Genomic DNA, 19,819 nt, shown 5'->3' with positions numbered 1-19,819 from the left:
AATAGTGCGAGATGAGTATGACATTGGTTGACAAGCTCAAGGGCGTTGCGAAGGGTGATACCTCATTCTATGTCGAAACACTGGAGCAGATAGCCGATAGACTAAATACATCATCACGTCATATTCTTGAGGATGAGTTTATCCGATACGCGTTAGACAGTGCCGCAATCGTCGTTCACACCGACGTCCAAGGCACGATCACCTATGTCAACAGCAAGTTCTGTGAAATCAGTGGCTACTCCCAAGTTGAGCTGCTGGGGTCGAACCACCGCATGTTGCGCTCTGGCGTGCATGACAAGGCCTTCTTCAAGGCGATGTATCGAGAAGTTGCTCAGGGAAAGGTCTGGCATGGGGAGATATGCAATCGCCGAAAGGACGGCTCGCTCTATTGGGTCGACACAACGATCGTCCCGCACCTGAACGAGCGCGGAAAGGTCGACAGCTACACTGCCATCCGATTTGATATATCCGAGCGTAAGAAGCTTGAAGATGCGCTGCGGTCGAGCAAGGAACACCTCGATCTCATCGCCAATCTCGATGCACTGACGAGGCTGCCGAACAGGCGGCGTTTTCAGGAGCATCTGGAAACGCTCGTAGCGGATCACGCAAGAGGTGGGCGATCGTTTCACCTAGGGCTCATGGATGTCGACTGCTTCAAGGAAGTGAACGACTCTTTCGGGCACAATGCCGGCGACGCCCTCTTGCAGGAGACGGGTGGCAGGCTGCGATCCATCGCTGACGACCGTGTTTTCATTTCGCGTGTCGGGGGAGACGAGTTTGCGCTGATCCTTGTGGGTGCAACGGATAACGAGGCGGGCATTTTCTTTGAGTGTGTCCTCGAAGCAATTCGTGCACCCATGTCCATCGGCTCATCGCCAAGGCGATGTTCCGCCAGTATCGGTGTGGCTGCCTGTCCGCGCGATGCTATGGATGCGGAGAGCCTCATCAAGGCGGCGGATCTGGCCCTCTATCATGCCAAGGCGCTGGGGCGAGATCGTGCGGAAACATTTGAGCCGTATCTGCGCGAGGTGGTTGAGCGCAAGGCTGAGCTTCTGGAGGAGATCGAAGCCGGCCTGCTGAAAGACGAGTTCGAACTTTACTATCAGCCGATCGTTCCGATCGACGCGCAAGCTACGTTTTCGCTCGAGGCACTGATGCGCTGGCGCCACCCCAGGCTCGGTCTGCTCACTCCGGGTCACTTCGCGGCCGGGTTTGAGGACCAGGCCGTGCGTGCGGCACTCGGGATGTTCATGCTGGAGCAGGTCTTCAAAGACGTTGTAACCTTCCGAAATCAGGGAATACCCCTGCGCCGCGTTGCCATGAACCTGACAAACTCGGACTTTCGGTCGGACACGTTCCTGGATCGCTTCTTTGAACTCTGCACACTGACCAGGATTCCACCTCAGCAGTTCTGCGTGGAGGTGACCGAAGGGATGTTTCTGGGGCTTAATCAGAAGCGCGTGGATGTTGGGCTGCGCAGATTGCATCGCAGCGGCGTCGAGATTGCACTCGACGACTTTGGAACGGGATATGCCTCTTTGACGCACCTTCGCGATCTGCCGATCGATCGTCTGAAGATCGACAAGAGCTTCGTTGCAAACATGGTTGCGTCGCGCGAAGATCAAGCAATTGTGCGTGGCATTATCGAAATAGCACATAGCCTAGGCAAGGTCGTCACCGCCGAGGGTGTCGAGACGGTCGAACAGGTCAAACTTTTGCGCCGAATGAAATGCGATCTGCTTCAGGGTTGGTACTTCAGTAAGGCTTGCACCGTTGGCCAACTCGCGCAAATCGTTACCACCATGCCGAGAATAAAAGGCACCACCGGCGAGGCATTCAAGTAGAGCGGAGCGTATCATAGGTGCTTTGTAACTGAATCGGCATAGGATTTCAGTGCTGATCGTTATCATAGGTTCTCGAAATCGCTTCGGTGTCGAGTTCACGTCAATCTGACCTGAACTTCCATCGGGCATCGATCCATCCCTTCGCTGAGAAGCCTTTGACAAATTTCATGTATCGAGTTCAGAGCAGCGTCGCACGAAAGTAAATTCGCCTGAAATCAGGACGCAAACGAAACCACAGATGTCTTCATGAGACCAAGCATCTTGTCACGGCAAGCCCGATCGTCTCGGCTCACTGTGCCGCGGAGGATTTTTCGCTTGATGACGAACCTGAAGGACAAGCGGCAGGGGGCACGCAATAGCACCGATTCACGCTCGCTAGTGGCCTTACTCCGATGCTGGTTGACTTGCCCCGAGATTTGTAGACGCCTTGCGCCAACAAATGCAACATCCCTTGACGCGTTCGTGAAAATTGCGCTCGACCCCATCAACGATGTTGGCATTGTTTGGCTAACTGATTACAAGCAGACTCACAGGGTAAGGACGATCACGATGACCGAAGCACCGGACGAGGGGCCTTTCTTTCATGGCACAATCGCGGATTTGCGCGTGGGTGATTTCCTCACTGCGGGATATCGGTCGAACTATCGCCCTGAAGTGGTGATGAACCATATCTATTTCACTGCCCTTGTGGACGGTGCCGGCCTTGCCGCTGAAATCGCGGCTGAACTCGCCAAAGACGACGCAGTCCCGCGTGTTTACGTCGTAGAGCCGACCGGGACATTCGAGAACGACCCGAACGTGACCGACAAGAAATTTCCCGGCAACCCGACCCGGTCTTATCGCAGCAGCGCACCACTCAGGATCATCGGCGAAATCACGCAATGGACCAGATTGACGCCTGAGGCGCTACAGGTATGGAGAGAACGCCTGACCTCCCTGCGCTCAGACGAACGAGGAGAAATCATCAACTGATGCGAGGCGACACGCATTGTGTGCTCATTAGATGATCGAATCGCTAAAGGGAGACGGTCAGCTTTCCAGCAATCGCGGACATGCCCAGATCATCCGGCTGTCTTGGCCCTCTCTTCCTCTGGCTGTGGTGGTCTCCTTATCACTGGGGGAACCTCTACTTGCTTTCGCCTATATCTCGCGGCGGCTGTCGCAATGATGGGAGCTCTCGTAGCAATGGCGGTTGTTCAGCGCGCTATGGGGACTTACAGCTTCGGAATCCGACGCTCGCGCTGCTGAGCAAATAGCTGAGGCAATCATTTGCTCGCTTTCGAACAATCGAGAACTTGCGTCGCTCGGGATCGAGAGCGTGCTCTCGCTAATTTGATCAATGGGGAAATTGCCGAGCACACGACAACACTCTACGCAGGTTCTGCCGGTCGTGGGGGAATTCGCCAATGCGCCTGTATCTGTTTTTCTTTTTCTTGATTATGACGGGGCACGTTTCGATCGCGTCTGCGGCGAGCTCTTGCGGCGGTCCTGCACCCTGTTTGGTCGCAATGGGTGATTATCGGATCGAATTACCGAAGGACGGCGATGTACGCGGTGCCTATGTGTTTTTTCACGGCTTCAAAAGCTCGGCAGAATCCGAGATGCAGCAGCGTCCGCTGGTCGAAACAACACTCGCGCATCACCTGGCCTTTGTTGCGGTCGACGGGGTCGACGGAAGCTGGTCCTTTCCCCACAGCCCTCGCGCCGGCCGCGATGAGAAGGCCTTCATTGCGAGTGTTTTCAGCGATTTGCATACTCGTTACGGCTTTACATCGGACCAAACCGTCCTCGGCGGCTTTTCCATCGGCGCCTCCATGGCGTGGTATACCGCCTGCCAACAGGGCGAAAAGGCCGCAGCCATGGTGACGTTCTCCGGGGTGTTTTGGGATCCTCTTCCAAGGGCAGACGACTGTATTGCCGATCTGCCGCCCATCGTGCATTTTCACGGAACCGCCGATCAGACCTTTCCTCTGGCCGGAAGGGCGATCGGTGGTCAATTCTACCAAGGCAACGCCTTCGAAAGCATGTCGGTGATGCGAGCACGGGCCAAGTGCGCACCAAAAGGCGTCAAGACCATTCGACTTGCCGGCATTCAGTGTGAAGACGTGCCGGACTGCATACGCGGAGCCAGCATCATGTGCATTCACAATGCGGGCCATGAGGCACGCGCCGATATGCTCGATGCCGGTTTGACTGCCGTTGGCTTCACCCGGTAGCCGACGTCGAATTTTTCAGTTTCTTTGTAACAAAGGCCCCGAGCACGACGAATATGGAGCATCGGGGTGCCGGCTCCGAATTCTGGGGTCGAGCGGAAGCCTCGATTGTTGCAAAGGAACTCGTCATGCTGCACGCAATCGTATGCCCGAATGTAGGCCACGCTATCGTCCATCATTTTGGCGCGGGCGCTGCCGTTTGGGGCCAATCGATTACTCCGAGCGTCGCCCATCTTCTCCGGGAGCGTCATGAATTGGAGATAGACTATTCGCGCATACGCCCGGGTATCGTGTTTGAGGCGGTCAGGGGTTTGGTCACGTCGCCCAGCGTTAGCAACGCCTCGACGATCCGGCTTCGCGCAGAGGCGCCGGCTTTTCGCCATGCTGTCGGTCGGCCGCATACTCCCATCGAGAGCATGCTCCATTGCGACTTGGGTATCGATTCCGCGCTCAGGCTTTGGGGTAGCGTCAAGGCTGACGATCAACCACAAGCAGCGCAGCAACCGGGGGGCGCCAATTGTGATAGCGCGACGACATTGCCAATCGTCTTTACCGTGACCTTCTGGGAAATTCGTCGGTCGGGAGATGCTCGCATTGACCGGTTGATGAGTGAAGCGGCCGAGAAGGATCGCCGAATTCGCGAGCTGGAAGCGAAAGTCGCGCTGGCGATGTGCGCGCAATAGTCCCGGTCGGGCATGCACAAAGTTGTGAACGGCGAAATATGTAACATCAACTCTGCGGCCTGCGTAACGGGTGTGTTCAGCTCAACTGCAAAGGAATGATCATGACCCAATCCATCAGACATATTCTGCTTTCAGCTGGAGTTGCCGCGCTCGCATTCTCATCCGCTTCCATCGTATTCGGTGGTGAGATTTATACGACCGATGGAATTGCCATAAATGGTTACGATGCCGTCGCTTACTTCACCGATCACAGGCCGGTGAAGGGCTCCGACAAATTCACGGCGCCATACAAGGGAGCGACCTTCTACTTTGCATCTGCGGCGCACCGCGACGCGTTTATACAGAACCCGGAACACTTTGCTCCGCAATATGGCGGCTATTGCGCCTTCGGAACGGCACAGGGCCATAAGGCTACAACCGAGCCTCAGGCGTTTACCGTCGTCAATGACAAGCTCTATCTCAACTATAACGACATGGTTCTTAAGACTTGGCGCTCCGACATCGCCGGCTACATCAACAAGGCAAATGAGAATTGGGAGACTGTGAAGGCGCAACCTTCGCCGAAATAGCTCTCGTCCATGGGCTTCCCGCTGCCCGCATAGGCGGGCGGACGGGATAGCTGAACGTTTCTCCAAGGAGACAAGCCACGATTCCTGCACCGTCGTTGCCTGAAGCCTCGCCATGTCGGCTTCGCGAATGTGAACGGGCTATCGTGACCGACATGAGCGCACTTATCGACAAGGCAACGGCCGTCGGCAGAACGCCTTGTCGAGAGAGTTGAGCAAGGATCAATTGCGCAATGCGACAGAGCTGGCACGCAAGACGTGATATCGTTCGATGCGACATGCGCGCCTCTCTGATGTCTCGGGGCGCCATCGATTGGCTACCGCTGAAATGTGCCTCAGTCGCGTTCCTTCGTTTCGATGTCCCGCAACCATTGGAGAACTTCGCAGCGATCCTGATCGAGATGCGGCGGCGGGCGGTCGAAACGTATCGGTGTCGCCGACATTTTCAATGGGTTTCCTAAAAGCCGCAAACTCCTCTCATCTTGTGTCTCCATTGAGACCACCATTTCGCGAGCCAAAGTGTGCGGATTGGAAAGAACTTGATCGATCGTCGCAACACGGCCAGCGGGAATTTCGGCTGCTAGCAGGCGGCTCTCCCAGTTCCCGGCTACATCGACCTTTAGAGCCTCCGTGACGAGATGATCCAGGGCGTCAACGTTCAGGACCCTGTCACGGTTACGTACGAACCGCTCGTCGCGGCTGAGCTCAGGCTTTCCGATGGCCGCGCAGAAGCGGGCAAACTGTTGATCGTTTCCGACCGCGATAGCGATGTCGCCGTCGGCTGTCCGAAAGGTCTGATAGGGTGCGATGTTGGGATGCCTGTTTCCGATCCGCCCGGGCACTTTTCCCGAGACCAGATGGTTTGTTGCGGCATTGATGAGCCAGGCGAGTTGCGTGTCGTAAAGTGCCAGATCGATGTATTGGCCTTCCCCTGTTCGGTCGCGATGGCGAAGTGCTGCGAGTATTCCGACGGTGGCATACATACCGCACATGACATCGGCAATGCCCAGCCCGACTTTGACCGGGCGGCCGCCGTTCTCGTCGCTCTCGCCGGTAATGCTCATGATGCCGCCCATGGCCTGGATGAGGAAATCATAGCCGGTACGGTCGGCGTAGGGGCCGGTCTGTCCGAAGCCCGAAATCGCACACCAGACGATATCGGGCTTGATCTTGCGAAGGTCGTCATAGCCAAGTCCGCGGCGGTCGAGGTCGCCGGGCTTGTAGTTTTCGATGATGACGTCGGATACGGCGGCGAGCCTTTTGATGAGGATCGCCCCCTCGTCGCTTGCAAGATCAATCGCAATCGACATTTTGTTGCGGTTCGCGGCCAGGAAATAGGCGCTGAGGTCACTGTCGCTGCCGTCCGTGCCCGTCACGAATGGCGGTCCCCAACTGCGCGTATCGTCACCTGCGCCGGGACGTTCTACCTTTATGACCTGCGCGCCCAGATCGGCGAGAAGCTGGGCAGCGGTGGGGCCGGCAAGGATGCGCGAAAGATCGAGAATACGCAGCCCTTCGAGGCTTGATGGTTTCTGATAGTCGGACATTGGCGCCTCACGATTTCCAGGGAGAGGTCTTGAACCATCGAACCAGATAGGCTGTTGCGATAAGGGTCGCAAAGCCAACCAAGTTCCCGGCGATTTCGGCCGAGACCGTGCGGCCGGCATGGTCGAGCGCGATACCGATCGGCTGGGCGATTACCATTCCGGTAATAAAGACGGCGAGCGACTGTTGGCCGACAACCGTCAGGATGCGAACAATCGGACCGCGCAGTCGCGATCCGTTTTCGCCGACCAGATGCGCGGCAATATAGCAAAGGGCCATGAAATGAACAAAGCGCAGCAAGCCGAAGTCGGTCTTATCGGTGAGGAACGCAATGTGGCTTGCAGCCGTCTGGAAGAAAGGATGAACCTCCTGGAAGCGGACCCAGGCGAACGGCACGGTCACGACGACCATCGCAATCGCGGCGATCATCAGGCGGCGATCATAGCCTGGCGCCGGCAGGACGCCGCGCATCAGGAAGAATCCGGTAAAAAACAGTAGCTGCCACCCGAACGGATCGAAGAACCATGGGCGATCAGACCATGGCTCTGCCGGCAGTCTCGTCAAACCAAATTGCGTAGCGAGCCAAAGCCCGATCATTATGACGAAGGGTAGATAGTGCTGAAATCTTGAAGCCAGGACCATTAGCGGCATTAGCGCCAGAATGACGATATACATCGGGAGTATATCGAAATAGTTTGGCACGTAGGTCAGCGTCAGCAAACCGACGAGAAGGTGGCCAGGATCCTTGATAAACGGCACAAGGTTCAGGCTTTCGATGTAACTAACGCCGTCATAGCGTGTTCCCGCAACCACCATAAGGGCTGTTACCACGATGAAGACTGCGATATGCGCCCAGAAGATCTGCCAGATGCGCTGACCGACGCGAGCGACAAGTGCAATTGCACCGTTGCGGTCATAGGTTGCGCCGAAGGCGATTGCCGAAGCCATACCGGACTGGAAGACGAACATTTCCGTGGCATCTGAAAAGCCGAAACGCGCCGGAATCCATAGTGCCCACCCATCATCGGGAATATGGGCGATCAGGATAATGAGCATTCCGACGCCGCGGAAAAAGTCCAGCCGCGGATCGCGGGGACGTTTGGTCGTTTTCATCGGTTGCGACAGATCTGCTTGCGGCTCAGAAGGCGTCGTCGTAGGCGCTCTTGTCGAACCTGCAGGCAATGAGACTGAAGCCTGGACGCGTTCTGGCCCTTTCAAGTTCGTCGCGGAATTCATGAATGGTCTCCACATTGGCACCGTAGCCGCCGAAACCGCGAGCGACGGTGGAAAAATCAGTCTCGCCAAGAGTAACGCCGGTCGATGCCAGGCCTGCGGAGGCTTGTTTCAATGCAATCAGCGCAAGGCTGCGATCCTGGAAGAGAACGATCGTGAGCGGCAGGCGCAGATCGCGAACAGTTGCGAGTTCGCCAATCCCCATCTCAAGCCCCCCATCGCCCATCACGGCAAAGACCCGCCTCGATCGGTCGGCGATGAAGGCCCCGATTGCCAAAGGCAATGCTGCATTCATAGTGCAAAATCCGGCGGACTGCAGAAGGGTAAGCGGCTGCGCGGCGATCCATTTTTGAGAAAGAAGAATACGATGGGCGCCACTGTCGACCGTGACGAGATCGTTTGCCCCTGCGGCCCGGTTTAGATGATCGACGATCGCATGAGGGCCCCACAGGTCCTCACGGGAAAAGATGCGCTCGAGCTCTGCCTTGGCATGAAGCGGCTCGCCTCCGTGCCAGGTCTTGCGTTCGGCAATCCGGCTGTTGAGCGCTTGCAATACGCCCCGTGGATCGCCCAGTATCCATGTCCCGGCATGATGCATGGCGTGATCGGGAACGGTATTGCAAATATCGATCAGCTTGGACTGGTCGGAGACGAAATCCAGCCAGCCGAGCCGCATCTCGATGGGATCGTAGCCGATCGTCAACACCAGATCGGCTTTTTGAATGAGGGGCAACAAGATCCGGTCGGCCATCGGTGACAGGCCCGCGCCACCGAGACACAAAGGATGGATTTCAGGAACGAGACCCTTTGCCTTGTAGGTCGTGACCACGGGAGCCCCGATCGTTTCGGCCAATTGCAGGACCGCGGCACCACTGTTGCTGCGCACCGCCTGAAGCCCGGCAAGGATCAGCGGGCGCTCGGCCGAACGAATACGCTCCGTCAGCAACGCAATCGCAGGCTCGGTCACAGAGGCTGAAACGGTAAACCGCGTAGCCGGACCGGGCACTGACCGTTCCGGGGTTGTCGAGGCTGCAACGGATGGTGACAGATCCAGATGTACCGGACCCATCGGCTCCGTTGTTGCGATTGCAAGTGCTCTTGCCACGGTCGAGGCGGCACTTTCCGGTTCGATCTCGAACGACGCTTTGACTAGCGGACGCAGGAGTTGCGCGTGATCGATCACCTGATGGGTGTAACGGCTTCGCGTGGCGCGATCGACAATGCCCGAGATAACGATCAGCGGTATATGCTCCTGTGCAGCGTCGGCGATACCATTGACCGCGTTGGCAAGGCCCGGCCCGACGGTGGTCACCAGAAGTTCGGGATTTCTGCTGATCGTGCTTGCGCCGGCGGCCATGATCGCGGCTGACGTTTCGTGGCGCGCCAGATGAAAGGGAATCCCGACTGCTTCCAAGGCGTCGATCAACGCGACGATTTCGCCCCCGGGGACTCCGAAGGCATGCCGCACCATGTGCGCATAAAGCGTCCTGGCGACGATATCGGCGACACGGTCGGAGGTGTGTGATTGAGGCATTGGGCGAAAACCTGTTCGTGTGAGTATTCTGAAGAGACTGGCCTGCCCGGCAGGGCGGTGAGAGAGCCGGACAGGCCTCCTTCACGACACCATCAGCGCTCCATAAAGCGGACAACGAACGCGACGACGGTGCCGAAAAGAATGTGACCGATGAGAGAGGCCCAGGTAAGCGTGATGAAACCCAAGAAGGGCGGCAATCCCGCAAACAGATGCGCCATCACGTAGAGGGCGAAAACCCACAGACCGGTGCCAAAGCCGATGCCGGTCAACAGGAGTGGGAGTTTCGGGACGACGAGTCGCTACAGCGGACGAGCGATGAAGAGGTATCCAATCGGATAGAAGACGATGCCGACCAGGGCATGAATGGCCTCGGCCAACAACAGATTGTTGAACCCAAAGACCGACTGGACGAGGGCGGCCGGCTCCAACGGTCCGCCAACCCAAAGTGGTGTAATGAGACGGGCCCAGATTTCCCAGGTGATGTCGGCCGCAAGGCCGGAGAGGACAATCGTCCTTGCAAGGCCCGGCTGGATTTCGGGGAAGATGCTTGTCTTGTGCATTTCGATCATGGACATCGCAATTTTCCTTCTTTGACGGGTAGCACTCAGGCCGACAGTCGCGTGCCGACCAAACGTTCGATGGATTTGAAGAGCTGATCGTCAGCCTTGAGCCTTTGACGTATTTGGCCAATGCGGGAGACCGCGGCGTTGTCGCCGCCTGCGCCGACGGCCTTGGCCAGGGCGAGCACGAAAAAGTCGCGCTGGGCGTTGCTGCCGCCAATCTTCGGGAGATTGGCAACCATGCGATCGATCATGCGCTGATCGGCAGGAGCATCCAGGCCGGCAAGAACACGTGCCATCGGTACACCGATTTCGGCGGCGATGTTGGCCTGATCGTCCATGCCAAGGGCTTTGGCGTCAATTTGAGCGACGAGTTCGGCAACGCCTTCCCTATCGCCCACCGCGACCATGGCAGCGAGGTTGTGAAGGGCAGCGAAGATCAAGGTCGTGTCGCTTCTTCGGCGATAGGCAATCTCTGCGACGTCGCTCCAGCGATCACCGACGTGGATGCCTGATTGCTCGAGGCGCCATAGCAACGAAATTGCGTTTGCCATATCGCGGAAATCGTCCGTTTGCTGCGGGCGGACCTCATCGTCGTAAAGTTCGAGGACGCGCTCGTAATCGCCGCGCTCGAGGTGCAATAAGCCAAGATGCCAGGCCATGTGAAAGGAAAAGTTGTTGCATCGCGACCAGGCCCTGCGGCTACCTTCGAGCCAGTCGATGCCCTGTTGCGTATCTCCACGCATTTCGAAGACATGCGACACGGCATGAAGGCCCCAGGAATCGTCCGGCTGAAGTGCGACTGCCCGCTGGCCGGCCTCTAATGCCTCCGCATAACGCCCATGCTCCTCGAGGGAGAAGGCGTGACATCCGAGAATGAAGCCTGCGGCGTTGGTGCCTACACCGAGCCGTCTTACGGCAAGGGTGCTGGCTGCCAGCATGCCGGCGGCATCACCAATCATGAAGCGAAGAGCGTGAGCTAGCTTGAAGGGGAGGAACGTTGCCGGATGATCGCTAAAGCCGATATCCAGCACGTCAGCCGCCTTTGCGAAATGCCCGCTCACAGCTGCGTCGAGTGCCGCGACCAAAACGCGCTCGTCTTGCGTGCCGCCATGTCTACTGATCAGAGCAGCCCGGGCATCACGAAGAGCGCTTGTTGCGGCGGTACTCAGTTCCGATCGTGCCAGTATAAGATTTGCAAAGCCCTTCAAGGCATGTCCGGCGACGTGGTCCGGATCGGCGACAAGGGTGGCCTGGAGGGCTGTGCCGGCGTTTGGTCTGTGCGCCGCAATTGCGAATACTGCATTTTCGAAAGCTCGTTGTGCCTCTGTGCTGTCCGTGCTTGTGACGAGGTCATACGCATCGCGTTTCATTGTTTTGCTCCTTGGGGAGGGCTCGTCGTTCGGGCTGTGAGACTCGAACTTCGGCTCCGACATAGGGCTTTACGATTGCGTCCTGGGGTTCGTTACATCAGCGGGTGACTTTTTTCCCCGCTGTCGTGAATTTCTTTCGGGCCGGACGATTCTGGAATTGTTTTGAAGGGCAAGTAACAAAGCTTCGTTCCGAAGCGTATAGGATTGAGAAACGGTTCCAATCCCATGCTTGGAGGAAGCTGAGATGAGCAAGGCTGCAAAGGATGAGATCGTGGTCATGGTAACGGGCGCTGCCGGAAATCTCGGCAGTGCGGTCGTTGCGGAGTTGACAACGAATGGCGCGAAGATTGCCGCCGTCGAACGTAACTTCGTTTCTGGGGCGCGACCGCGCGGCAGGCAGGAAACGACGCAGCTTGAACTTGGAGGCGTCGATCTGAACGATTTGGCCTCCTGCGAGGACGCCGTTCGCCAGACGATTGCGAAGTTCGGCCGGATAGATGCCCTTGTCAACACGGTCGGCGGCTTCCAGACCGGTCCGGTCGGCGAGCCGGGCCTCGAACAATGGGATCAGATGTTCCAGCTCAACGCACGCACCGCCTACATCATCAGCACAGCGGTCCTGCGGCCGATGCAGGACGCTGGCTACGGGCGCATCGTTCACGTTGCAGCTGCCCCCGGGCTGAAGGCCGGCGCCAACCAGGCTGCGTATGCGGCGTCGAAGGCAGCGGTGATCCGGTTGACCGAGGCGATCGCTGCGGAGAACCGCGATAGACGCATTTCGGCAAACTGCATTCTTCCGGGAACGATCGATACGCCGCAAAACCGGGCGGCAATGCCCAATGCAAAGACAGATGGCTGGGTTCATCCGAGCGAAATCGCAAAGCTCATCAGTTTTCTGATTTCGCCAGCTGCGGGAATTGTCACGGGAGCCGCCATACCGGCAACCGGTCGGATGTGAGGTTGCCATGTTCGGCTCATCCGATCCCGTTGCGGAAGCTTTGATGGCGTGGGCCAGCATCGGACTGGTCGTTGCGGTCGCCTTTTTATTCTTTGGCTTCGACAAAGTCGATCCTGGTGCGCACGGCGCCTATGCGGTGAGGCCTTTGCTTGTGCCTGGGCTCGTCCTTCTGTGGCCGTTCGTTCTTTGGCGCTGGATGCGGTTGGCGAGGGAGGGAACGTAAGATGCAACGCCGTCATCGTCGCGCGCACACGGCAATCTGGACCGGTATGGCAATTATTCTGCCGCTCCTGCTTGCCGCGATTTTTGCAAGTTATCCAAAGGTGCCGGTCGATGCGCCGGCGATCCGCCTGGATGGACCGACATCCGTGGGGACCCAACCATGAGCGTATCCTACAAGCCAGTGATCTGGAACAGGACGAAAATGATCTATGATGGCGTTCTATTGTCCGCCATCTGCATCTATATCCTATTGTTCCTCAAGGTCGGTCCCCGGTTGTCACCTGCGCTGCATGACGTCGATCTACCAACCCAACGCATGCGCGCCTTCGGATCGCTGGCATTCCTGATGCTGACGGTCGTCCTTGCGATTGGACCGCTTGCTCGCATCGATACGCGTTTTCTGCCGCTGCTCTATAACAGGCGTCACTTCGGGGTCATGACTGCCATTATCGCTGCAACGCATGCCTATTATGTGCTTGGTTGGTATTTCTCTTTCAGCCCGACGCCGCAACTGACCGCGCTTCTTACCAGTAATACCAGCTTTACGAGTATTGCCGGGTTTCCCTTTGAGCTTTTCGGTCTATTCGCGTTGATTGTTCTCACTATTCTGGCGGTGACGAGTCACGATTTCTGGCTTTCTTTCCTGACGCCTCCTATATGGAAGGCGGTTCACATGAGCATCTACCTCGCCTATGCCGCCATCATCCTGCATGTGACGCTCGGAGCACTGCTCGATCGCCACGACCTCGCATTGGGATTATTGCTGTTTGGGGGGCTGGCGTTGCTCTGCACTCTGCATCTGATTGCAGGGCGCAGGGAGACAGAGATGGACGCCACGGCCTCCCTCGAGGCGCCGGAGAAACCCTGGATCGTCGTCGGCGACCTTAGCGAGATTGCCGAGGGCAGGGCGATTATCGGTGCGGCTCCGGGCGGCGAGCGAATTGCAGTCTTCCGCTCGAAAGGAGGCCTGTCGGCAATATCGAACATCTGTTCGCATCAAAACGGACCGGTAGGCGAGGGCAAGGTCGTCCTCGGTTTTATCACTTGCCCGTGGCATGGTTATCAATATCGCCCCGACGACGGGTGTTCGCCGCCACCATTCCGCGAGCGCATCCGCAAATATCGTGTTCAGTTGAAGGGCTCCTGCGTGCTTGTTGATCCCGAACCTTTGCCGCTCGGCACGAAACTGGAGCCGGTTCCCATTCCCGGAGAGTTGCTTGTTGCAACAGCAACTCCGGCAAAGCAAGGAGGCGCATGATGTTAAGGCCCGCCGAACGTGGCTTTTTTGTCGGTTACTTCAAAAAGGTGCCGTCCGACGTCAAGGTGTTGATGATCGGCTTCATCGTCTTCTTCATGGCGGGAATGGCATCGGCCTCCGTATTCCTGTCTCTCAATACGGAAAGCCCAGGGTCGGGAAGCTATGCGGATGAACTACATGGCGAGCATCTGATCGGGACGATGGAGGTCAAGCCCTATCCGATCCTGAGGGTGCCGGCAAATGACAAGCATCCGGCTCGTGCCGTCATGCTCGGCGGTTCGGGAAAGTTCGGCGTCGACAACCGCGCTCTACCGCTGTCTGGCAAGGCCGCTGAGGTTGGCGGCATCTTCGTCAAGCGAGGAGATCTCGAAATGCTTCTGGTTGGCGCTGGAGACGATTTGAAGGCCGCCGGAGAACGAGGCCAGATGCTGGCGCCGGTCCCGCCGGCGCAGGATCTCGGACGGTGGCGGCTTACCGGTGAAATTTGCGACGGGAAATGTAGCAGCGGGGCTATGAAGCCGGGCACGGGACTGGCGCATAAGGCCTGTGCGAATTTATGCATTTCAGGCGGCGTCCCGCCGGTGTTCGTCTCGACCGCACCGGTGGATGGTCACATCTTTCTGTTGCTGGCGGGGAAAGATGGCGGACCCATGCCCAAAGCCTTGCTCAACAAGACAAGCGTACCGGTGGTTCTTGAGGGCACGGTCGAGCGACGCGACGATCTGTTGATCTTCAAGGTCGAGCGGCTTGTAGGAGGAGTGGGCGCATGATCGTCCATTGGCACGGCTCCTGGCGCCATCTGGTTGGCTTGTTGGTCGCAACGGTCGCTGCGGGACTGATAGCCCTCGTCTTTGAATATGGCCCTGCGCTCCTCGACGGTACCCCGTTTGAAGAGCTGCAATATGTGATCTTCGGTGTCGCCGCCATCGGAATGCTTTCGGGGCTGCATGCATTGATGGCGAAATTCATGGACTGACAAGGCCGTGCCGTTCGGGCAGGCATGGACCTCATCATCTAAGGCGAGGGTTGCGGCTCCTTCGAAGGCAGCGCTTGCCGGCTGTCGTTTCTCGCGGGGAATGGGTGAATGCTCTATCTCTCTATTAAGGCATTACATGTCTTTGCTGTGGTCGCTCTGATCGGCGGTATGTTGGCGATGGCGCTTGTTTTGCGCGTCGCGGCCACGACGGGTTCCGCAAAGGACCTGGAGCGCTTCGGGGAAGCCTTTTTGCGCTGGGATGGCTTTGTGACGACACCTGCGCTTGCAACCGTTTGGATGGCAGGTCTTGCGATGGCGTTTGGAGCCGGATGGGAAAGCTCGATCTGGCTAAGCCTGAAGATTGTGCCGGTCTTATTCCTGAGTGCTCTGCATAGTCTGGAGGGCGTTGCCCTAAAACGGCTGTTGCGGGAACGGCGACCCGTGCATCGATATTTCTCCCTTGCACCGGCGGCCATTCTGATTGCTTTTGCGGCCATCGTTTGGCTCGCGGTGACGAAGCCCTTTTGAGCCACGATCGCGGCAGTGTTGACTACAATTTGAATTGCGGTTTCTTGAATTTTAAAACGATCGAACTAAAGCTTTCAAAAGCACTCTCGATACAATCACAGGAGCCTCTCCGATGGATCTGGAACAAGAGCTTGCGGCCTTCAAGGCTAAATTCGAGCGAACAGCGCCGGCACAGCGCGTCGCGCTTTATGACGACAAGATCGGCGAACTCCGCCTAACGTTTCCAATTGATCAAGCCTTGCAAGTCGGCGAGTCGGCTCCGGACTTTGAACTTCCCGATATTGACGGGACGCCTATGATGCTAAGTCATGCGCTGCGATCGGGGCCCGTAGTTCTAACGTTCTATCGCGGGGCGTGGTGCCCCTACTGCAATATTCAACTGCGCGCGTACCAGGCCATCCTACCGGATATATTGAGGTTAAAAGCTCGTCTCATTGCCGTCTCTCCGCAGAAGCCCGATTATTCCGAAAAGACCGCGAATGACAATGCGCTCGGGTTCGCCGTCTTGAGCGACGTCGGCAATGTTGCAGCGCGACGCTTTGGACTGGTTTATAGTCTGCCACTTGAACTACGCGCGGCCCTACGTGCCAACAACAAAGCACTTCCGGACATGAATGGTGATGAAACTTGGGAACTTCCGGTTCCGGCCACCTTCGTCATCGCACCGCGCGGTGCCGTTGCGCTTGCGCATGTCGATGTCGACTACCGCAAGCGACTCGAACCTGCTTCGATCCTGAAGGCACTGACCGCTTTGGCATTCAACTAGCATAAACGTTTGGCCGATTTCTTCGTCCTGTCGAGGACCGCAACAACGACCGGCCTTCTAATTTGGGAGCACGACATGATCCGCTTTTATTTTCATCCGACGCCAAATCCGGCCAAGGTCGCACTCTTCCTGGCAGAAACCGGGCTCGCATACGAGCTAATCCCGGTCGATACGCGCAAAGGCGACCAGCATACCGAATGGTTTCGAGCCATCAATCCGAACGGAAAAGTTCCGGCAATTGTGGACACGGACGGTCCCGGCGGCAAAGAGGCCCGTGTATTCGACTCAACGGCGATCCTGCTCTACCTCGCCGAAAAGACCGGAAAGTTCCTAGGTTCGGCGGAAGACCGGCCAGAGTTGCTCTCGTGGCTGCTCTTCCTCGGCTCCGGCCTGGGCCCATTCTCGGGTCAGGCAGTTCATTTCCAATATGCTGCACCGGAGGGTCTCGATTATGCCGTTAATCGTTACCGCCGCGAGGCCGAGCGCCACTATCAGGTTCTCAATGATCATCTCGACGGACGAGCCTTCATTGTAGGCGATACATACACGATTGCGGATATGTCGGCTTGGGGTTGGCTGGACCGGGCGTCGCGCGTTCTCAAGGGGCTGGACAATCCGCTGGCCTCCTACCCGAACCTAAAGAGGCTCTTTGAATCCGTCGATTCGCGTCCCGCCGTCGCTCGTGCTCGGAACATGGGTCGGGACCATAGCTTCAAGACCACGGATGATGAGGAATCAAAACGGGCTATGTTTCCATCTAACTACCCTGCTGCCCGGACTGTTTGAGACGGGCAACTGGTCGAAAGATTTCTAACCGGGAGGCACGCGCTGCGGTACAATTGCCACCGTAGCGCTGCCCTCTGGCGACGGATACCCATCACGTAACTCTACGTCCTCAGTACGAAGGGCGTGGTTGTTTCCAGACAGTGTCCGGCGTCACGATACCGGGATGCAAGGCTGGACTGACGGCCCGGTCAATCTGTGATCGCCGAAAGAATATGACCGCCATTTTGCTGTTGCACCAGAACGGCGGTCTTCAATCCGGCATCAGGAGCGGGCAGGAGAAAATGGGCCTGGTGCCCATCCCATATGCCGAGCCGCTCCAGCCGACGAACCACGTGGATATGCTGCAGCGCCGCGCCGCTGTTTTCACCCCTTGCAACCGGCACGGTCTGGAGCCGGGGATCATAACGCACCAGCCAGACATCGGCAATGACGGTTTGAGATCCACTGGCGATCTCAACGGCACCTGGATTGAGGCTCAAGTCGGGACCGTGCAGGAGAGGGACACTGCCGAGTAGTGATTCCAGCTCGGCCAGATTATTTCCGACTGCCGTTGCAGTGCCGTTAACGACCATTTGGGGGGTATAGGGGCCCGGCTGGTGCAGGGCTGGCTCGTAGGCCACCTGACGCTGGGTGAACTCCGCTCGTCCGTACGTATCCTTCCATCCCAGATAATCCCAGTAAGTCACCGAAAAGCTCAGTGCGAGAATGTCCTTTCGGCCGCTGATCCTGATGAGATTGGCATTGGCTGGAGGGCAGGACGAGCAGCCTTGGCTTGTGAAGAGCTCGACGACGATCGGCTGTCGATCATCCGCCACTGCCGGGGCGGCCCAGGCCGCCGTCAGCAAAGACAAGAAGACCAATCCCAGGGTCAGGCTATGATGTTTCATCGAGAGGCTCCCAAACTTGTGTTGCGCCGAGCAATTGCCGCTGACAATTGAACTTCGCCTGGATGCCGCGCATTGTTACAGCCTCACACCCTTGTGATCGCGAGCTTGCGGAAGGTAACATTTCCGCGATCAAATCCTTGTGCGGTAACGGACCTTTGCCCGTCTTCGTAGAGGGGAGAGTCACGTCGACTTTTCTTGGGAGAAATCATGAACCCGCTACGATCCGTCTCGCTCGCTTTGGCAATGGTCCTCCATCCGGCATTTGTCATTTCAACGCTTGCAGAGCCAGTCTCCTTCAAGACACGGGACGGTGTAACGATATTCGGCGACTTCCGACGCGCGCAAGGAGACCCGCGCGCGCTCATCCTGTTGTTTCACATGGCCGGTTCGAACAAGAGCGAATATTCTCCCCTGGCACCCATTCTCAACAAGGCGGGTTTTGCCACTCTGGCAATCGATCAGCGTTCGGGCGGCAATCTCTTCGGAGGCATCAACGAAACCGCCGCAGGCGTCGCTGGCACGCCCAGCTATGCCGACACGCTTCCTGATCTGGAGGCGGCGATCGCTTATGGCTGCACCCGTACTTCGGGCCCGCTTGCCGCCTGGGGATCGAGCTATTCGTCAGCGCTAGTCTTCATCGCAGCTGAGCGCCATCCGGAGGTCAAAGCGCTGCTGGCCTTTTCGCCCGCTGAATACATCAAGGGTTATTCGATCGAGAAGGAAGCGGCGAGGCTCACCATTCCCGTTTTCATCACTTCCTCACCTGACAGTGACGAGGTTCAAGGCGGCGGGGCACTTGCAAGAGCGGTGCCGGGCCACAAAGCAGTCCAATACATTCCGGCAATTGGAGTTCATGGATCCTCGACATTGCGGGTAGACGCGGATCCAGCTGGCGCGGCAGAAAACTGGAAGCACGTCATGTCATTTCTTGATGGGGCGTTTCCGCGTCAATGAGGCCAATGCACGTCCGGCGGTTTCGCCGGTCCGGGAACATCGAGAGAGCTCTTCGTACAAGCGGATCCACGGGGGCGTTCCCGGATTGCGTTTTAATTCATTCGTTATAAAATAGTCTGGCATGCTCTGCTGTTTATGCAATCGGCGTCTTCAATTGCGTATGAGATGAACGGATGGCCCGGCCAAGAGAGTTCGATGAGGAAATGGTTTTGGCACTCGCCGTGGAACAATTCTGGGAGCGGGGGTATGAAGCGACATCGATCCGCGATCTCGCGCAGGCCATGGGATTGACGACCGCAAGCATCTACAATGCATTTGGCGACAAGCGCGCAGTCTATCGTCGGGCTTTGGATTTCTATGTCGCGCGCAGCTTCATGGAGCGTGTCGGGCGCTTCGAACCGAAGCCGCCTCGTGACGCGATCCGCGCATTTTTCAGTGAGATTATCGCCCGTTCACTGAGCGACACCAAAAGGAAGGGCTGCATGCTTGTCAACTCCGCGCTCGAGGTGGCGCCACACGACGAGGAGTTTCAGCGCGTGGTGGCCGGTGTCCTTATCCAGGTTGAAGGTTTCTTTTTGCGGTGTGTGACAAGAGGCCAGGAGGATGGAACTATCAGCCGACGACAGGAGGCATCCGATCTCTCGCGTACGCTGCTTGCGACCTTGCTTGGCGTCCGGGTTCTGGCGCGCGCCAGACCGGAGAAGGAGCTCCTCGAAGGTTTGGTCCGGCCGATCTTCGCGCTTCTTGAATCCGACGAGGCATCTAAACTGGAAGCTGCTCGCTTATGATCCCACCTCTTCGTTCTCAAATGCCTTCGGCGACGAGCCGTTTGTCGCTGCTGTCCGTCGTCGAATGATTTGAGACTTTTTGGGCTCTGGAAGAATGGAGTTTCCGGCTCAGTTTGCGGGTTGATTTAAGCCGCTTTGGCCTGGT

At 57.4% G+C, this 19,819-nt stretch carries 19 protein-coding genes and 1 pseudogene; 14 read left to right on the top strand and 6 right to left on the bottom strand.

The features are described 5' to 3' along the window. Nucleotides 1-17: 17 nt before the first annotated feature. From BJ928_RS35730 to BJ928_RS35705, 5 genes are all read left to right on the top strand, one after another. The gene (locus BJ928_RS35730; RefSeq protein WP_052228046.1) at nucleotides 18-1,844 is read left to right on the top strand and encodes an EAL domain-containing protein; all 1,827 of its coding nucleotides are present in this window, start codon (nucleotides 18-20) and stop codon (nucleotides 1,842-1,844) included. Nucleotides 1,845-2,393: 549 nt separating this feature from the next. After that, nucleotides 2,394-2,816 (top strand): NAD(+)--rifampin ADP-ribosyltransferase, encoded by a 423-nt coding sequence (gene arr / locus BJ928_RS35720; protein ID WP_047636754.1) that lies wholly within the window; start codon nucleotides 2,394-2,396, stop codon nucleotides 2,814-2,816. 434 nt (nucleotides 2,817-3,250) lie between these two features. Further along, nucleotides 3,251-4,060, top strand: coding sequence for an alpha/beta hydrolase (locus BJ928_RS35715; protein WP_047636731.1), 810 nt, complete (start codon nucleotides 3,251-3,253; stop codon nucleotides 4,058-4,060). 125 nt (nucleotides 4,061-4,185) lie between these two features. Next, nucleotides 4,186-4,740, top strand: coding sequence for a hypothetical protein (locus BJ928_RS35710; protein WP_047636756.1), 555 nt, complete (start codon nucleotides 4,186-4,188; stop codon nucleotides 4,738-4,740). Between the two features lie 101 nt (nucleotides 4,741-4,841). Continuing rightward, the gene (locus tag BJ928_RS35705) at nucleotides 4,842-5,309 is read left to right on the top strand and encodes a YHS domain-containing (seleno)protein (protein WP_047636757.1); all 468 of its coding nucleotides are present in this window, start codon (nucleotides 4,842-4,844) and stop codon (nucleotides 5,307-5,309) included. 332 nt (nucleotides 5,310-5,641) lie between these two features. On the opposite strand, the gene BJ928_RS35700 is transcribed toward BJ928_RS35705, so the two are convergent. The 5 genes and pseudogenes from BJ928_RS35700 to BJ928_RS35680 form a co-directional block, all read right to left on the bottom strand. Next, nucleotides 5,642-6,853, bottom strand: a complete 1,212-nt coding sequence (locus tag BJ928_RS35700) for a CoA transferase (RefSeq protein WP_047636732.1) — start codon at nucleotides 6,851-6,853, stop codon at nucleotides 5,642-5,644. 7 nt (nucleotides 6,854-6,860) lie between these two features. After that, on the bottom strand, nucleotides 6,861-7,964 hold the full coding sequence (locus tag BJ928_RS35695; protein ID WP_052228047.1) for an OpgC domain-containing protein: 1,104 nt from the start codon (nucleotides 7,962-7,964) through the stop codon (nucleotides 6,861-6,863). A 25-nt stretch (nucleotides 7,965-7,989) separates the two neighbouring features. Then, nucleotides 7,990-9,618: a thiamine pyrophosphate-binding protein gene (locus tag BJ928_RS35690; RefSeq protein WP_047636734.1), complete on the bottom strand. Its 1,629-nt coding sequence runs from the start codon at nucleotides 9,616-9,618 to the stop codon at nucleotides 7,990-7,992. 92 nt (nucleotides 9,619-9,710) lie between these two features. Next, a pseudogene (locus BJ928_RS35685) lies at nucleotides 9,711-10,193 on the bottom strand (hypothetical protein). A gap of 29 nt (nucleotides 10,194-10,222) precedes the next feature. Further along, entirely contained in the window at nucleotides 10,223-11,551 is a 1,329-nt protein-coding gene (locus BJ928_RS35680) for a hypothetical protein (RefSeq protein WP_047636735.1), read from the bottom strand. A 244-nt stretch (nucleotides 11,552-11,795) separates the two neighbouring features. On the opposite strand from BJ928_RS35680, the gene BJ928_RS35675 reads away from it, so the two are divergent. The 7 genes from BJ928_RS35675 to BJ928_RS35640 all read left to right on the top strand — a co-directional run bounded on the left by BJ928_RS35675 (nucleotide 11,796) and on the right by BJ928_RS35640 (nucleotide 17,045). After that, nucleotides 11,796-12,509 carry an SDR family NAD(P)-dependent oxidoreductase gene (locus BJ928_RS35675; protein ID WP_047636736.1) on the top strand — a complete coding sequence of 238 codons (714 nt, stop codon included), beginning with the start codon at nucleotides 11,796-11,798 and terminating at the stop codon, nucleotides 12,507-12,509. Nucleotides 12,510-12,981: 472 nt separating this feature from the next. Continuing rightward, a complete protein-coding gene (locus tag BJ928_RS35665; protein ID WP_245432744.1) occupies nucleotides 12,982-13,989 on the top strand; it encodes a Rieske 2Fe-2S domain-containing protein in 1,008 nt (335 codons plus the stop codon). After that, the gene (locus BJ928_RS35660) at nucleotides 13,986-14,759 is read left to right on the top strand and encodes a hypothetical protein (RefSeq protein ID WP_245432743.1); all 774 of its coding nucleotides are present in this window, start codon (nucleotides 13,986-13,988) and stop codon (nucleotides 14,757-14,759) included. Before BJ928_RS35665 ends, BJ928_RS35660 begins: the two co-directional genes overlap by 4 nt. Next, a complete protein-coding gene (locus BJ928_RS35655) occupies nucleotides 14,756-14,965 on the top strand; it encodes a hypothetical protein (RefSeq protein WP_047636740.1) in 210 nt (69 codons plus the stop codon). The genes BJ928_RS35660 and BJ928_RS35655 overlap by 4 nt, the downstream gene beginning before the upstream one ends. 108 nt (nucleotides 14,966-15,073) lie before the next feature. After that, nucleotides 15,074-15,493, top strand: a complete 420-nt coding sequence (locus BJ928_RS35650; RefSeq protein WP_047636741.1) for a CopD family protein — start codon at nucleotides 15,074-15,076, stop codon at nucleotides 15,491-15,493. A 112-nt stretch (nucleotides 15,494-15,605) separates the two neighbouring features. Next, nucleotides 15,606-16,259 carry a peroxiredoxin-like family protein gene (locus BJ928_RS35645; RefSeq protein ID WP_047636742.1) on the top strand — a complete coding sequence of 218 codons (654 nt, stop codon included), beginning with the start codon at nucleotides 15,606-15,608 and terminating at the stop codon, nucleotides 16,257-16,259. A gap of 75 nt (nucleotides 16,260-16,334) precedes the next feature. Beyond that, the gene (locus BJ928_RS35640; RefSeq protein WP_047636758.1) at nucleotides 16,335-17,045 is read left to right on the top strand and encodes a glutathione S-transferase C-terminal domain-containing protein; all 711 of its coding nucleotides are present in this window, start codon (nucleotides 16,335-16,337) and stop codon (nucleotides 17,043-17,045) included. Between the two features lie 188 nt (nucleotides 17,046-17,233). On the opposite strand, the gene BJ928_RS35635 is transcribed toward BJ928_RS35640, so the two are convergent. Continuing rightward, entirely contained in the window at nucleotides 17,234-17,932 is a 699-nt protein-coding gene (locus BJ928_RS35635; protein ID WP_047636743.1) for a DUF1223 domain-containing protein, read from the bottom strand. A 207-nt stretch (nucleotides 17,933-18,139) separates the two neighbouring features. Here BJ928_RS35635 and BJ928_RS35630 point away from each other — a divergent pair, with 207 nt between their 5' ends. Continuing rightward, on the top strand, nucleotides 18,140-18,886 hold the full coding sequence (locus BJ928_RS35630) for an alpha/beta hydrolase (protein ID WP_052228048.1): 747 nt from the start codon (nucleotides 18,140-18,142) through the stop codon (nucleotides 18,884-18,886). A 173-nt stretch (nucleotides 18,887-19,059) separates the two neighbouring features. Next, complete coding sequence (locus BJ928_RS35625) at nucleotides 19,060-19,674, top strand: TetR/AcrR family transcriptional regulator (RefSeq protein ID WP_047636745.1); 615 nt, start codon at nucleotides 19,060-19,062, stop codon at nucleotides 19,672-19,674. The last annotated feature ends 145 nt before the right edge of the window (nucleotides 19,675-19,819 follow it).

It is taken from the genome of Rhizobium sp. WW_1, assembly GCF_003610155.1.
Classification (GTDB): Bacteria; Pseudomonadota; Alphaproteobacteria; order Rhizobiales; family Rhizobiaceae; genus Rhizobium; species Rhizobium tropici_A.
This window is presented reverse-complemented; position numbering and strand designations above follow the sequence as displayed.

Coding starts and splice junctions, on each gene's coding strand:
- BJ928_RS35730 (WP_052228046.1), top strand. CDS start 18: ATGACATTGGTTGACAAGCTCAAGGGCGTTGCGAAGGGTGATACCTCA.
- arr (WP_047636754.1), top strand. CDS start 2,394: ATGACCGAAGCACCGGACGAGGGGCCTTTCTTTCATGGCACAATCGCG.
- BJ928_RS35715 (WP_047636731.1), top strand. CDS start 3,251: ATGCGCCTGTATCTGTTTTTCTTTTTCTTGATTATGACGGGGCACGTT.
- BJ928_RS35710 (WP_047636756.1), top strand. CDS start 4,186: ATGCTGCACGCAATCGTATGCCCGAATGTAGGCCACGCTATCGTCCAT.
- BJ928_RS35705 (WP_047636757.1), top strand. CDS start 4,842: ATGACCCAATCCATCAGACATATTCTGCTTTCAGCTGGAGTTGCCGCG.
- BJ928_RS35700 (WP_047636732.1), bottom strand. CDS start 6,853: ATGTCCGACTATCAGAAACCATCAAGCCTCGAAGGGCTGCGTATTCTC.
- BJ928_RS35695 (WP_052228047.1), bottom strand. CDS start 7,964: ATGAAAACGACCAAACGTCCCCGCGATCCGCGGCTGGACTTTTTCCGC.
- BJ928_RS35690 (WP_047636734.1), bottom strand. CDS start 9,618: ATGCCTCAATCACACACCTCCGACCGTGTCGCCGATATCGTCGCCAGG.
- BJ928_RS35680 (WP_047636735.1), bottom strand. CDS start 11,551: ATGAAACGCGATGCGTATGACCTCGTCACAAGCACGGACAGCACAGAG.
- BJ928_RS35675 (WP_047636736.1), top strand. CDS start 11,796: ATGAGCAAGGCTGCAAAGGATGAGATCGTGGTCATGGTAACGGGCGCT.
- BJ928_RS35660 (WP_245432743.1), top strand. CDS start 13,986: ATGATGTTAAGGCCCGCCGAACGTGGCTTTTTTGTCGGTTACTTCAAA.
- BJ928_RS35655 (WP_047636740.1), top strand. CDS start 14,756: ATGATCGTCCATTGGCACGGCTCCTGGCGCCATCTGGTTGGCTTGTTG.
- BJ928_RS35650 (WP_047636741.1), top strand. CDS start 15,074: ATGCTCTATCTCTCTATTAAGGCATTACATGTCTTTGCTGTGGTCGCT.
- BJ928_RS35645 (WP_047636742.1), top strand. CDS start 15,606: ATGGATCTGGAACAAGAGCTTGCGGCCTTCAAGGCTAAATTCGAGCGA.
- BJ928_RS35640 (WP_047636758.1), top strand. CDS start 16,335: ATGATCCGCTTTTATTTTCATCCGACGCCAAATCCGGCCAAGGTCGCA.
- BJ928_RS35635 (WP_047636743.1), bottom strand. CDS start 17,932: ATGAAACATCATAGCCTGACCCTGGGATTGGTCTTCTTGTCTTTGCTG.
- BJ928_RS35630 (WP_052228048.1), top strand. CDS start 18,140: ATGAACCCGCTACGATCCGTCTCGCTCGCTTTGGCAATGGTCCTCCAT.
- BJ928_RS35625 (WP_047636745.1), top strand. CDS start 19,060: ATGGCCCGGCCAAGAGAGTTCGATGAGGAAATGGTTTTGGCACTCGCC.